The 15,373-nt window shown below is 65.2% G+C and carries 4 protein-coding genes; 1 reads left to right on the plus strand and 3 read right to left on the minus strand.

Annotated elements, in window-relative coordinates; translation table 11 throughout:
* Positions 1-5: 5 nt before the first annotated feature.
* From ACE3TU_RS02885 to ACE3TU_RS02895, 3 genes are all read right to left on the minus strand, one after another.
* Positions 6-314, minus strand: coding sequence for a DUF3467 domain-containing protein (locus ACE3TU_RS02885; RefSeq protein WP_374619977.1), 309 nt, complete (start codon positions 312-314; stop codon positions 6-8).
* 103 nt (positions 315-417) lie between these two features.
* Complete coding sequence (locus tag ACE3TU_RS02890) at positions 418-1,677, minus strand: outer membrane protein (protein ID WP_374619979.1); 1,260 nt, start codon at positions 1,675-1,677, stop codon at positions 418-420.
* Between the two features lie 171 nt (positions 1,678-1,848).
* Positions 1,849-15,180: a hypothetical protein gene (locus ACE3TU_RS02895; protein ID WP_374619982.1), complete on the minus strand. Its 13,332-nt coding sequence runs from the start codon at positions 15,178-15,180 to the stop codon at positions 1,849-1,851.
* Between the two features lie 7 nt (positions 15,181-15,187).
* Between ACE3TU_RS02895 and ACE3TU_RS02900 the strand changes: the two genes are divergently transcribed.
* Complete coding sequence (locus ACE3TU_RS02900) at positions 15,188-15,337, plus strand: hypothetical protein (RefSeq protein ID WP_374619984.1); 150 nt, start codon at positions 15,188-15,190, stop codon at positions 15,335-15,337.
* Positions 15,338-15,373: the final 36 nt, after the last annotated feature.

Genomic DNA, 15,373 nt, shown 5'->3' on the forward strand with positions numbered 1-15,373 from the left:
GCCCGCTACTCCGTCTCGAGCGCTCCGTAGCGCCGCTCGTGTTCACGCAGCACCCCGGCTAGGACCGACATCAGGCGCTTGGCGGCAATTGGCGTGAGGATGACGCGGCTGCTGAGATCGACCGTCACCTGCTGGCCGGACTGCGGGTTCCAGGTGCGGTTGGTTCCGAAGAAGAGGTCGACCTGCTCGCGCGTGCCCTGCACATTGACCACGTTGGCGAACTGCGTCGTCATCCTGTCCTCGACCCAGTTGATGGACCGGGCATCGCCACCCTCCGGCGCGGCCGCCTGGGGCGCCTCTGACTGGCTGGACATTTCTCACGCACTCCTCAAACCGACGCCGCCCGGTGATGGCGGGCGTCACACGCTACCACAGAAAGGCTCCGGCGCGCCGCAGCCGCGCGGGAGCCCGCGCCACTCAGAGCGGCCGGTAGTGCAGGCCCATCCGGGCGGCCAGCACACCGGGGGTCAACTCGATCTGATCGCTCTGCAGGTTGGTCGTTACCAGGGCATCCATGGCCTGGGTGTAGGTGCCCTCGAGGCTCAGCGTCAGGTTCTCGGCGATCGCCGTCTCGATGCCGCCGCCGAACTGCACACCCGGCAACCATTCGCCGTCGCCCCCGTCCAGGGCAAAGAAGTCCGGGCTGGCGTGCGTAAGCAGCGCGGCGAGACCTGCCTTGCCGTAGACCAGCGTCGATTCATCGACCAGATAGCCGACGCGGCCAGTGAGCGCGATGATGGCGGTGACGCTGCCGAACTCGGTCGTTGCGTCGGTGAACGGGGAATCCTGATCCGGATCGTAGAAGACGAGCGAGGTGAACTCCGCCGAACCGGCGACACCGACCACGAAGTCATCGTCGAGGCGATAGTCGTAGCCGAGGCTCGCGCCGAGGCTGGGGCTCTCAGCCCACCAGGGGCCATCGGTCGCTCCCGGCGTATCGGTGTAGCGCTCCATCTCGCCTGCCCCGTAGCCGAGGGCGACCGAAAGGGTCACGCCAGTCCAGTTGACGACGGGGCGCGGAGCGTCGGTGGGGCCGCCGCTCTCACTGTCGAAGTGATAGCTCAGCCCGGCCGTGACGGTGAAGTGGCGCGGGTCGAAAGCCTCGAGATCGGCATCGGTGAAGGTCTGGAACGGATGGAAGTAGCGCGCGTCGACGCGCACGGACAGGTTGTCGGAGACGAACGCTTCCGCACCGACCCCGAGCTGAGCACCTAGAACCGTGGCATGGTCGGTCTCGTCAAAGCCCACCGGGACGGTGAGCGACTGGCCGGCGAGACCCAGGGTACCGAAGACCAGCGAATTCGGCGTCAGCAGATAGCCAAGGCGCCCCGAAACACCGAAACCGAAATCGGCGCTGGCGATCTCGCCGCCGATGCCGTCGATGAACGGATCGAAGGTCGCCATGATGCTGTCGAAGCTGAGTTCGGCGCCGCCGACGATCCGCGGGGCCACCAGCATGTCGCCGCCACCATAGATGCCGAAGGTGCCGGTGGTCCTGGAAAAGTCGTAGACCTGGGGCGGAATATCCGTGGTTCGCTCGTAAGTCAGGCCATTGGCGGCGATGCCGACGCGGGCGCCGATATAGTACCCTTCCCAGTTCGGGGACTGTGCCGATGCGCCCGTCACCGATGCCGCAAACACCGCCGCGCCGAGTGCGAACAGCCTGCCGAGTCTCACTTGGTACATCCCCGCCCCCGCAAATGCCCGATCGTTCCTACCTAGCGGAGGACTGCCGATCGGTCAAACCACTTGACCTTTTCCCACTGCTCGCCCGTCGCTCGTGGCCGACAGGCAACAGACGCAATGCGCCGGGCGGCCCGTCGCGGGACGGACCGCCGCGGCCAACCGCTAGATCGGCCCGAGCGTGCCGGTCTCTTCATCAAAGCCCCACATCTCGCCGTACTCGTCCGGCCCGGGGCCGGAACCGCCGAGGCCGCCAGCGCCCCCGAACGACCCGGCAGCCTGCTCGATGAGGGCGAACAGCGCCGTGCGGGCATTGGACGGCGGCAGCGTGTCGACCGGCACGAACTCGCCCGAGGGCACGTCGTAGGCCCAATGGTCGAGATCGTCGCGCTCGGCGAGCGGGTCGTCGTCATTGGCCTCGACCACGATGGTGCCGTTGCGCACCCCGGTGATCAGGTCGGCGGGCAAGGGCCGAGCGGAATGGTAGCCGGCAATCACCTCGCGCTCCCCAAGGTCGATCGGGCTGAAGATGATCGAGTCGGGCGGCGGCGCGGTGACGAACGGGAACGGTTGACGCGGTACCACCGGAGTGGCGGCGGCAAGGGTCTTCTGCTGGTTCATCGCTCCCGTGACGACGATGGCGTTCTTGCCGAACAGCAGCCCCTTGAGCGCGGCGGCGCCGGTATCGCGGCCCAGGTCCTGCATCATCGGCACGACCCAGTTGCGACCCAGCATGGCGCTGTTCGAGCTCGCATCGAGGGTCTGGCGAACCAGATCCCGGCCGCCGCCCTTTTCGGCAGTGTCGCGGGTACGGTCGTAGCCGAAGGTGTTGGTGCCGGTGCCGCCATTGACGCGATCATAGCCGTTGCCGCCGGAGATCTGGTCGTCGCCGCCGGCACCGCTCAGGTAGTCATCGCCGAGCAGGCCGAACATCACATCGTTGCCGCCCTCGCCGAACATCTGGTCGCCGTTGATGTTGTAGATCGGCTTGAGGTTGACGTCCGTGTTGCTGGCGCGCTGCAGCTTACCCAGGGCGCCGTAGTAGTAGATGTAGCGCAGCGTCGCCGCCTGCGTCGCACCGGTTTCGCCGACCGGCAGAACCCGCATCGCCGTCATCAGGCCGGCCGACCCGGTGGTGTTGACGATCGGCATGAGGTAGGCCGCATCGCCGTACATCAGGTCGCCGCCCTCGCCGCCGTGCAACTCGTCGGCGTAGAGGGAGACGTAGTCCATGGCGGGCTTCTTGGACTGCCGCGCGTCCTTGATGTCGAGCAGCCACGGGTTGGAGGAGCCGTAGCTCGACCAATCCACCTTCTTGGCCTTGGTGACGTCGGTCTGCACGCCGAAGGCGTTGGCGAGCGCCACCGAAGCATTGAGGTTGCCGACGAACAGGGCGTCGATCGTCTTCAGGAAGGCGTTCTGCTGCTTGTCGGCCACCGACTTGGCCTGCTTGGATGTGAAGCCCGCAAGCAGCACCGGCTGCTGGATGATGGCCAGATCGCCGACCAGAATATCGTCGCCGTCATTGCCCTCGATCAGGTCGTTGCCGACCCCCAGGCCGTAGCCGAGCTGGTTGCCGAACAGCCAGGCGGCGCCGGTGTTGGCAGTCAGATCCAGGCGGTGGCTCGCCTTGACGTGCGCCGCGAGCGCGGCGGTGAGCGTCTTGTCCTGGGCCGCGAGGGCGGTGTCGATGACCTTGCGCTGGGCGGTCGTCTGCACCGCGTAGGGTGCCGGGGCAGTCATCATGGTGGCCGAAAGCACCACGACACCGTTGTCACCGACCACGAGGTCGTTGTTGGCTCCGCCACGCATGGTGTCGTTGCCGATAACCAGGCGGTAGTTCGGTCCGGTCAGCACGGCGGTCTTGGGGTTGTAGGTCTTGCCGGTATTGCCGTTGGTCGTGTTGTAGGCGCTGATTACCTGCACGCCCGCCGCGTGGCTCATGTAGGAGAGATCGGTCAGGGCGGTCTGCAACGCAAAGATCGTCGCGTTCATGCCCAGGGCCGCGGCCTGATCGTCCGTCCCCTCGAGGAGCAGGTAGCTCGACGGCACGATGATGGTGCCGCTGTCGCCGAACATGGTGTCGTCGCCGGCATCGCCGTCGACGGTGTCGTTGCCGAGCGAAACGATGACATTGCTGCCACCCTGCAGGGCATTGCCGGCAAAGGCCAGGGAGGACAGGTTGACCATCACGTCGCGCATGGTGATCGACAGGCCCGACAGGTTCTCGTCGATCACGGCATGTCCGGTGCCCTGCTCAGGCAGGATGCGGCCATCATCGCCGAAGATCGTGTCGTTGCCCTCACCACCCGAGATGGTGTCGTCGCCGTAGAGATCGCCGGCGCGGGTGATGTCGCCCTGGACTGCCGCAAGAACCCGCAAGGATCCGCCGGACGCGAGAGCGATGCTGTCGCGCTGCGCCATGTCGCCGGCAAAGCCGGCGGCGAACGGATGCAGTTCGAGTTGCGGGAGATACGGCGTCAGTTCGGTCGGCAGGAGGTTGACGGCCGGAACCACCAGCTGCCCGTAGACCGGCAGGGTGATGCCGAGCCCATCGGCCGCCGAGATCAGCCGGTAAGCGTTGACGATGCCCGGCAGGTCGGTGGCGAAGGCGCTGGTGTTGCTGGCGCGATCACCGAACATGGTGTCGTTGCCGCTCCCGCCCCGCAGCGTGTCGTCGCCGCGCTGGCCGAAGATGACGTCGTCCTCGGTGCCGCCGTCGATTGTGTCGTCGTAGGCTTCCTCGAGCACGATGCCCACTGCCCGGGTATCCCAGGCGTTCGCCCCGACGATCACGTTGGCGCCGCCACTGGTGAGGGCCCCGCCGACGAGCAGCGCATCGTAGCCGAGCAACTGCTGGGCCAGACCGGTGCCGCTGACCGAGAGGTTGGAGCTGAGGCTGATCAGCCCGCCAATGCTGGCCACCTCTTCGAGGACAACGTCGCGGTGCCATGTCTGGTTTGAATTGAGGATGGCGGCACCATTGCCATTCACGGCGCGGACGATCTGCCCTTCGTCACCGAGCAGGATGTCCGCGCCGGCACCGCCGTCCATGGTGTCGCTGCCGAGCCCGCCGATGACCTCGTCGGCATCGGCATCGCCGTAGAGCGTGTCGTCGCCGCGCTGTCCGAAGATACGGTCCTCGCCGGCCCCGCCGTGCGCCTCGTCGTCGCCGCCAATGAAATCGGCATGGTCGAACAGGACGACGTCGCGGATCAGGGCCGCCGGGCGGTTCGGGACCACCGGGTTAAGTTTGTAGACGAAGTCCTTCCAGTCGGTGCCGGCGACGATCGTCCGGCCGATGATGCCGTTGTCGCCGAGGATGACATCCTCGCCATCGCCACCCCAGATGGTGTCGTCGCCGTCGGCCCCGCCGAGAATGTTGTGGCCGCCGGTGAGATCGTCGTCGCCGACGCCACCCTCGATCGTGTCGCCGCCGACCTGGCCGAAGATGATGTCGTTGCCGTCGTCGCCGTAGAGTTCGTCGTCCCCGCCGCCCTGGTTCGCGGCGGTGTAGATGCCGACGATCAACTGATCGGCCGGCAGGGTGACGTCGAACAGCGCGTGATCACCGAAGATGCGATCGTCATTCGCGCCGCCCGAGAGATTGTCCGCCCCGGTGCCGCCGATCAGGATGTCGTTTCCCGTGCCGGACGACACGGTGTCGTCGCCGCCGTCGAGCGGCGAGATGACAAAGGCCTTGAGCAGGGTTGGCACCGTCCCCTTGGGCGGCTCGGAGAAGTAGAGAACCGCGTTGTCGCCGAAGACGATGTCGCTGCCGGTGCCCGTGGTGATGTCATCGCCAAAGGCGCCGCCGACGACGATCTGGTCGCCATTGCCGGTCTGGATGGTGTCCGACCCGCCGACCGCGGTGTCGATGGCATAGGCGAGCCTGGCATAGCCGTTGAGGAACTCGGCATAGCCGCTGTCGCCGAACACCACCGAGCGCCCGTTGCCGGTCGTGATGTTGTCGCCGGCCGCGCCACCGAAGATCACGTTGTTGCCGTTGCCGGACACGATGGTGTCGGCGCCGCCGATGGCGGTGGCTATGGCGTAGGCGACGGTAACCTCTTCGCCGTCGAACTCGGCATGCCCGCTGTCACCGAAGATGACGCTGTTGCCATCGGCATTGCCGATGTCATCGCCCATGGCGCCGCCGAAGATGATGGCGTTGCCGTTGCCAGCGCGGATCTTGTCGATGCCGCCCTTGTCCGGATCGATGGAGAAGGCAATCGTCGCGAGATTGTCGGAGAAGGCGGCAAAGCCGGAGTCGCCGAAGATGACGCTGTTACCGACCTGAATGGCAATGTCGTCACCGGCGCCACCGCCCATGATCGTATTGAAGCCGGAGCCGGCCCGGATCGTGTCGACGCCGTCGAACTCGGTCCAGGCGCTGACCAGCGCCACCAGGTCGCCACCTTCGAAATTGGTGACGCCATTGTCACCGATGATGACGTTGTTGCCGTCGCCGGCGGTCAGCGTGTCGTTGCCTGAACCGCCGAGCAGGATGTGATCGCCATCGACGATGGTGATCTCGTCGTCGCCGAAGTCGGCCTCGGCCATGGTCTGGACGATCTGCCGCACGCCGTCGCTGGTATAGAGGGCAAGGCCGTTGTCGCCGAGGATCACGCTGGTGCCGGTGCCGGCCGTGATGATGTCGCCACCGTAGCCGCCGAAGACGATGTTCTTGCCGGCTCCGGCGCGGATGGTGTCCCTGGCTCCCTTGTTGGTGGCGGTGGATTCGACGCGGATGACGATGCCGGCGGCAAAGAAGGCGGCGCCGTTGTCGCCAAGCAGCGTGTCGGCCTCGTCGCCCGAGGTGATGTCGTCCACGTCGGAGCCGCCGATGACGATGTTGCGGCCGGCGCTGGTGGTGATGGTGTCCTTGCCGCCATTGTCGACAAAGGTGCTGATGATCACCTCGACGCGGGCCTCGTCATCGAACATGACCAGGCCGTTGTCGCCGAGGACGACATCGCCGGCATTGCCCGGATCGACGCCCGGAGCCCCGGCGACGACGTCGAGAATGTCGTCATCGCTGCCGCCGACCACGATGTTGCGCAGGTTGCCCAGGACGGGCGCGCCGATGAAGGTGGTGATGTGGTCCTTGCCACCGAAGTCCGGATCGATGCTCTCGATCTGGGTCGGCTTGCCGTCTTCGAAGTCAGCGACGCCGTTGTCGCCGAACAGGATGTCCTGCCCTCCGAGACCCTTGATGGTGTCTGCGCCGGTGCCGCCGAAGACGATGTTGCGGCCTTCCTTGGCGTCGATCTCGTCATCGCCGCCCACCGAGGTGTTGGTGGTCTTGACCTGGACGACCTCACGGAAGGTCATCATGTCGAGGACGCCTTCCAGCATATCCTCCTGGCTGATGATACCGTGGTCGCCGATGATGACGTCGATATTGGCGCCGCCGGTGATGGTGTCGGCGCCCGCCGTGTCGGCATCGTCGTCGATGATCACCGTACGCAGCAGGTAGTCGACGTCGAAGGCGCTGTCGCCGATGATCCAGTTGGTGCCGACACCGCCGGTGATGAGATCGTCACCGGTGCCGCCGGCCATGAAGCTGGTCGACTGTCCGCCGAGCAGGTCATCGATGCCGGCACCGCCGTCGACGACGACGATGCCCTGCGCTCCGGATGCATCCAGCACATCGTTGCCGTAGATGTCGAAGCGGTAGGCCGACCCATCGGGCGTCAGGGGCACGGAGTTGTAGCGCAAGCCGTTCGCCGACGTATCGCCGAACAGGACCACCGGGCCGAGGCTGTCGAGTACCGTCAGACGGTCCCCGACAATGCCACCCGCGCCGATCTCGGGCTCTGTCAGGACGCGGTTGCCGCCGCCATGCACCACCGTGAGGGTGGAGGCCAGCGTGCCGTCGATCTCGAAGGTGTCGTTTCCCTCGCCCAGCAGGACCTCGACGACGCCGAAGTTGGTGTAGGTGATGCCGCGGTCGAAGTCCTTGAAGACGTTGTTGCCCAGGTTCGCGGTCAACTGGCCGCCCGGCATGTTGAGGCCGGTGATGCGGGTTTCGGTCAGCAGCCCGGTGGTGTCGGCCTGCACCGTGTCGGAGAACACGTTCAGCCGGTCGAGGTCGTCTTCTGCATCTGTGTCGACGTCGCGGATCACTGCAGGGTTGAGTTCGCCCGGCAGGACTACCGCACGCGTGATCGAGCGATCGCTCGGACCCACACCACCTTCGACAAACAGCGGTCCCTGGATGGAAACGAGGTCGTGCGGCTGCTGCGAGAACACGCGCTGGTTCTGGGTCGAATTCGACCCGGTCGCGTCATACTCCAGCGTCACGGTGACCGGCGTCGACCAGTTTGCACTGGTGAAGACGACGTAGAAACCGCTGGCGTCCTGAAGCACGCGGCCGCCGACGACCGGCTTGGCCTTGCCATCGACGACGATGTTGACCCTGACGTCCGCAGTCGGCAACGCCGTCAGCACCATCTGGTAGGTGTCGGTCTGGCCGGCCTGGGAGACGCTGGTGAAGCCGTCGCTCTCGATGATTTCCACACCGGGCGTGGCGGCGTCGATGACTTCGACCTGCACGAGTTCACTGTCAACCGCGGCATAGAGTCCGCCCGACGACGAGACGTCGTGCAGGATCGGAGAGACGTAGCGGTTGGCAATGCCGTCATTGACGGACGACACCAGCACGGTCTGCGCGTCGTCCCACTTGAAGACCCCTGCCCCCGCGACAGCGCCGAACTTCAGTTCCGTCGTCGAAAGCGTCAGCCCCGTTCCGGGCTGCAGGGTGACCGTGACGATCTCACCGGGCGCCGGTGCACGGCTCAGAGAGACCTCGTAGCTGTCGGACGCGCCATTCTCGAAGACCTGCGTGTTGCCCGCGCTCTCGGCGATGACCACAGCCGGCTTGTCGTCGTCACCGACGGTAACCAGTACGTTACCGATATCGAAGCCCTCGTAGGCCGGATCGGTCGTCACGACGGAGTGGGAAATGGCGACAACGGCCTTACCCTCCTCGCCGGTGTCTGACTCTGCCTTCACGAAGATCGTCCGGCCTGCGGCGTAGTTGGCGGCCGTGAACTCGACCGTCACCGCCGCGGCGAAGTTGACCCCGTCGAGGGAGACGAGGATCGTCTTGCCCGGACCGCCGGGTCGGGACCGCGTCAGGGTCGAGGCCTGCGCGGCAGACACCGTGACGAAGACCGAGGCGCCTACCGCCGGAGCATCCGGCAGGGTCAGCTTGTAGCTATCGATCGACAGCGGGTCGTCTTCCTGTACCGACAGTCCGTCGCCGGTGTCGATCGAGGCACCGGTCGTGGCGCCGGTGGCAGTCAGGTCGAGACCCCGCACGAACATGCCATTGTAGCGCAGGTCCGCGCTCTGAACGGTGTGGCTGATGGCACCCTGGCTGCCGTCATTGTCGGCAACCACCGTCTTGGTCACATCGCCGGCGATGTTGAAGGTATCCGAACCGAGTCCGCCAATGATGGTGGTGACGACGTCGGCGGCCGTCGACAGGACATAGAACGTGTCGTCGCCCTCGAGGCCGTCCACTTCCATCGCTTCGGCGTTGGACATGCGGACCGTCAGGCCGGCGCCGTAAACGCCGTCCTTGGTGATCACGAACACATCGGCGAACTCGGTGCCCAGAACGACGATCTTGTCGAAGCCGGCACCGCCATCGATGTCGACCGGGGCATTGACGTTGTACTGGATCAGGTCGTCGCCGCCACCGCCATTCAGCTTGACCTTGGTGCCGTCGCCGAGGGCAAACGCCCGGATGACGAATTCGTCATTGTCGTCCTCGCCCTCGAGCCGCAGGTCGGCATGGTTGGAGTAGACGACGAAGCGGTCTTCGCCCGAACCGCCGTACAGCACCGCCGGCAGGCTTATGCCCAGCGACAGGAAGCCGAACGACACAGGGATGGTTTCGAAGCGGTCGGCAACCGACTCGATGGCGAAGACGCCCTCGGTCGCGGCATCGCGCGAGGTCGCGAACAGCTGGCCAACCTGGAAGAAGTCGTCCCCCTCGCCACCGTCGACCGTCATGATCGCCGAGTTGTCGTCGAAGTAGAAGTTATCGTCTCCGCCGAGACCCTCGATGATGACGCGGCCGTTGACCGCGGGGGTGTAGTTGATGCGTTCGAACGCGTCGAGATAGCCGCCCGCGCCATCCTCACGCAGATTGGCGATCATGCCGCTGCGCATCAGGAATGTGTCGGCGAGCGCCGTGCCCTCGACGGTGAGGACATCGAGCGCATCGAGGCTGCTGCCGGTATCGACGACGTTGATCACGTAATCGGAGGTCGCGCCCTCGATGTTGACAATGGTGTGGTCGCTGCCGTCCTGGCCATCGATTGTCAGCTCGTCGCGCAGTTCCCTGCCCTGCCCGTCCTTGGCAAAGCCCGCGACGATGACGCCCTGATAGGTGTTCATCGCGGGCAGCTTGTCGACGGTCACGACGTCGTCGCCGCCTCCACCATTGACGAAGGTATTGCCCTGTAGCGCGATCACATCGATCAGCACCGTATCGGCCTGGCCGCCGCCATTCAGCGTGATGACCGGGGCGTGGAAGGTGCCGAGGAGCTCGGCATTACCGCCCGGCGCATCGGGATCGAGTACGGCAGACGCCTGGTAGTCGATCGCCATCAGGATGCTGACATCGGAGTCGATGATCGCGTCCTCCTGGACAACGAGGTCGTCGCCGGCCAGCAGGCGAATCTGCCCGGTGGCCTCGAGGGTAACGCCCGACAGCACGGTGATATCGTCCGGCAGGTCGTCGTCACCCAAGCCACTCAGTTCGTCGTCGTCTTCGGCCCAGAACTCCAGGTCGCCTGCATGGGCGATGCTGCTCTCCTTGATCAGGATGGGGCTGGAGGCCATGACGGACGCATTTCCGCCGGCGGTGACGCCCGACGACGAAGCACGCACGTCGCCGACGATCAGTCCGCCCAGATTGAGGATGTAGGTGTTCCCCGCCTGTGCCGTCGCCTCCAGGTTGCCGACCTCGGTCGTGACACGACGAGAACTGGTGCCGACGTTCTGCGACGCCGACAGGTAGGTCATGCGCGAGACGATATTGCGCTGGTCCGCCTCGTTGAGGGCGCGGGCGTTCAGAATGCTGCCACTGAGCGCCACGAGGAACGCCTGCGGCCGGAAGTCGTTGGCGCCATCGACGGTCGGGGTCCCGACCTGATCGAGGTTGAGGTCGCCGACGGTCTCGACGAGGAAGATGCTCTCGATGTCAGTGAAGGCCCGGACCTTGCCGTCGCCGGAGGTCGACGAGTTGATTTCCAGTTCGTTGTTGGACCGCCCGATCGCCGTCTTGGCGTAGAGGCTGACGCTGCGTCCGATGATGTCGGCGCCGGCCTGCGGGGGCACCGGATCCCCTGGATTGACCACCCCGACATATTCGGCGTCGAGGAGGGAGCCGAGTATCGCCTCGAGGTACACGTCCCCGGCGGTGGACGTGACATGGCGGACATACATGTCCCCTTCGGTCTCCCTGAGGGCGACATCGCCGCCAGCACTGGCGACAATGGTGCCGTCGGTGGACGGATCGGCGGGGTCGTACGAGTAGGTGCCGGTGACGTTGATCTCGAGCAGGTCGGTCGCAGTTCCGATGGAGCCGCCTGCAGTGAGGGAGATGAAATTGGCCCGGATCTTCTCGGAATCGGTTCCGAGGGCGTCGAGTATCGAGCCCAGGGTCGCATCCAGGAAGACGTCGCCCGAGCGCGAGTAGATCGAATCGACCAGCAGATCGGTGCTTGGTGCGGTCAGGCGGATGTCGTCGGTGGCGCGAGCCACCAGGCTGCCGCCGGCGAACATGGACAGGGTGATGGCCTTGTTCTCGCCGATCCCCGCGTCCGCGGCCTCCAGCACGATATCGGAGCCCGTGATATTGACGCCGTTGCCCGGCAGGCCGTTGACGAGGGCGCCCTTTGCCTTGAGGCGGACGGCTTCGCCGCTGCCGGCGGCGATGGTGCCGATCTGCATGCCCCCGGTGGTGCCGAGATAGATCGACCCGCCGGCGGTCGCGTCGATCAGCCCGGCCGTGGACACGTCGACGTCGTCACGACGGCTGACGATGATCTTGGTGATGGTCACACCGACGGCCGTGGGATCGAGCTCGACATTGGCCACGTCGATGACGCGGTTGAACTCGGTGGCAAAGGTCTGACCGTTGATCAGATGCAGGGCGTCACCGTCAACGAGACCAATGGTGAAGTAGCGGCCCTCCTCGGTCTTGTTCGTCGTCGCGCCGGCAACGTAGATCACATCGCCGGCGGCAAAGTCCGTCCAGCCGCCGGTGGTGGTGATGACCCCGTGGCCCCCGACATTGGTGAATGTCGCGACGATCCCCTGCCTGAGGACGCTGGCGTAGACGATGTCCTGGCGCTCGGCTGCCGCGATGGCGACGCGCTCGTCGTCGGTCAGGTTGGGCACGGACTGGCCGTTGCCCAGATCGATGATCAGTTCCTGATCGACCTTGCCGATATTGGCGGACGTAACCAGGGAGATCGAAGCCGCATTGATGTTGCTGGCCTCGATGACCGTCTCCGTCGAGGTCACCGGCTTCATGACGCCCGAGCCGAAGGCGAAGAGCAGCTCCTGCTCGGTCCAGACCTTGATCGAGGAGGTCAGGTTGGAGGCCACGCTGCCTGTGGCGAACAGATACTTCATCTCGGTCGGGGTGCTGTTGACCGCGTTGGCCGGAATCGTCCTGTCGTAGTGAATGGCGTTCTCGTTCAGGCGCCCGAACATGAGCTCGAGATCGTCGGCATTCCGCGCGTCAAGGTTGGCTGCGACATAGCCGGCAACGAACAGGTCGAGGTCATTCACCAGTGGGGTCGCGGACGAGCTGTTGGCCGCAAGGGCGTCGGCGATGAGGCCGGCCTCGACCTCGGCCAGTTCAGCGTCGGACAGCGAATGGCCTAGCAAGGTCTCCTGCGCCACGACTGCGGCATCCAGGTTGGCCTCGAGATAGTCCGCGACGAACAGGTCGAGCTCGTTGCGCAAAGGCGTGGCAAGCAATGCATTTGCGGCCAGCGCGTCTGCGGTCAGGAGGCTGGTAAGGGCCTCGATTTCGAACTGGCTCATCACTACCGGCTGGGACGTCCGGTACGCCCAGTACTGGGCGTAGGCGACATCGATGTTGATACGCTGAACCTCGCCGTAGCCGGCGTAGTCCGCCGCGAGGTCGAGGTACTGCGCCGTCCGGGAGTCCTCCAGTGCTGCGATCGCGTCTGCCGCGGCCTGGCCGCCACCGTAGAACGCGGTGTAGTAGGCGATCTCCTGTTCCGTCAGGTGCACGGACGTGCCGTCGAACTGGTTCTTCAGCGTCCAGTAGGTCTGGTACTCCTGCCGCTTCCAGTTCTCATAGCCGGTGAGGGTATCGTCGATCTTCTGCTGAGCGCCGGAGCCATCGGTCAGCTGCAGGTCGCTCCACAGACCCGTGAGGAGTTCCTCGCGGACACGAAGGTCTTTCTGCACGGTGAAGTCGGCGTCGATGAGCGATCCGGCGTCCACCTTGAGATAGACCTCGCCCAACGTGGTGGCGAAGACCAGCCGCATATCGCCGGCGGTCTCGCGTACCGCAATGTCGCGAAGCGCCAGCAGGCTGACACGGTGCTCTGGCAGCACGCCGGAGTTGATCAGCAGGGGCTGGCCTTCGCCCCGCCCGATGCCGCCGACCGCGCCATTCGGCAGGGCCGTTGAGCGGTCCGCGATCAGGTCGATCGAGTTGCCGGTGACAAGGCCCGTGGCGAAGAAGCCAGCGGACGTCTCGGCCGCCAGAATCCCCGACTGGGCAATCAGGACGACGTTGCCGCGCGTTGCCGTGATGGCCCCGATCTGCATGTCGCCAGAGACTTCGCGCAGGTAGACGCCACCGTTGCTGGACGTCGCGGACACCACCGCGAAGGTCGGCGCGACGGAGCCGGCACCCTTGAAGTCCTTGGGGTAGAAATCGACCAGGTCGATACGGAGCGGCAGGATGTCCTGCAGCGTTCCTCCGGTTGCCGCCGCACCGATAATACCGTCACTACCGATATCGTCCCTGGCGGCAAGCTCGATGCGAACGCCCTGCACCACGGACGTCGCGTTAGTGGACTTGATCTCCGAGTTGGAGCTGATCTTGGTCAGGCCGGTGTCGTTGAATATCCCGCCCTTCACGAGCACGTCGCCGGCACCGCGAGAGTCGATCTCGACCCTCGCCTCCTCGTAGCCGGTGAACCTGATGGTCACCGGCAGATCGGCCTCGATCGTGTGCGTGCCGTTTTCCTGTGTCTTCTCAACGACCTTGACTTCCTTGCGGTAGTCCTTCGTGCCGTACCAATGGCTGATTGTAGGCAGGTCGCGGGTGTAGGTCTTCGGTGCTGCGAGCGCGTAGTCCCATGACACATAGGTGTGCGCGGGGTCGGGCGCATTGGCGACGTCGGTCGCATCCCGGTAGTAGTAGACGCTGTTGTCGATCAGCGTCGGCTGACCGATCACCTCGACGATCGGGCCCTTCGTGATCGGCCCCGGATCGGCCGCGAAAGCGTCGATGCCGAGCCACTTGGACGTCGTGTGCACGGTCGTGGTGATGGTCTGCGTGATCTGGCCGACCGTGTAGCCGTATCGCCACCCTTCCTGCGGCTGGTAGCTGAACACCTCGTTGAAGGCCGTTCCCCCGTTGAGGGTCGGGGGATTGGTGATCATGCTGCCGGCAACCAGCACGTAGTCTTTCGAGAAGGATCGATTGCCGACAGCCGCCGGGTCGGTGGACGGTGTGGTGACCAACTCCCACGAAGAGGTGCTGACCGTGACCGTGCCGTCGGGATTGGTCTGGTACCAGGTCTGGACGTAGCCCCCGTTGGTGCCCTTGGCCGTGTCGTTGAGGATGATCGTCCCCGCGCCACGGTCGGTGACGTCGATCTTCTCGATCAGTACATCCCAGTCGGAACGATTGACTACCGTGACGTGCACGTACCCGCCCAGCGCGTCGATGGACCCCCTGCCGGTGTTCAGCAGCTTGCCAGTGATGGTGATCGAGCCGCCGGGAACCCGGAACTCCTCGATGACGATCTGCTTTTCCTTGGCGTCCCAGAAGGCGTTGAACGAGTCGGTCGACGCGGTGGTCAGCAGGTAGCGCTTCAGGGCGTGCGGCTTGCTCTCGATGGTGTTGATTTCATTGATCGTCGCCGTGCCGATATCGAGAACATAGTCCTTGCGACCGCTGGTCAGGGCGCCATTGAGGTTGACGTACTCCGCATTGATCGAGATGCGGTTCGCGCTCAGGCCGGGCTTCGGGGCGTCGTCGAGCAGGTCCGCAACGGCCTGCTCGGAGACGACGTCGCCGACGCCACCTGAAGTCGAGATGTTCTTCCACTCCGGGTACGGGCTGCCGCCGGATTCGTAGATGCTGCCGGGCGGCAGGTCGATAACGACGAACCCCTTCGTCAGGACTTCCAGGGAGACACTGGTGATCTCGGCATTGATAGTGATGTCGCCCGAGCCCAGCCTGGCATCGATCAGCACGTTCGCGGTGACGGCATCGATCTCGCCCGAAATCGTGATGCCCGGCCACGGATCCTCGACATCCTGTCTGATCCAGGTGTTCTTGATGTCGATCCTGGCGGCGGGAGCGGTGCCCGTCGTCGGCGTGATCGTCAGGTTGGTGAACCCGGCGACGTAGACGTGCTCGATGGCGCCGAAGTCGTCGACGTAGTCG

The sequence above is a fragment of the Devosia sp. genome (assembly GCF_041917035.1).
Classification (GTDB): domain Bacteria; phylum Pseudomonadota; class Alphaproteobacteria; order Rhizobiales; family Devosiaceae; genus Devosia_A.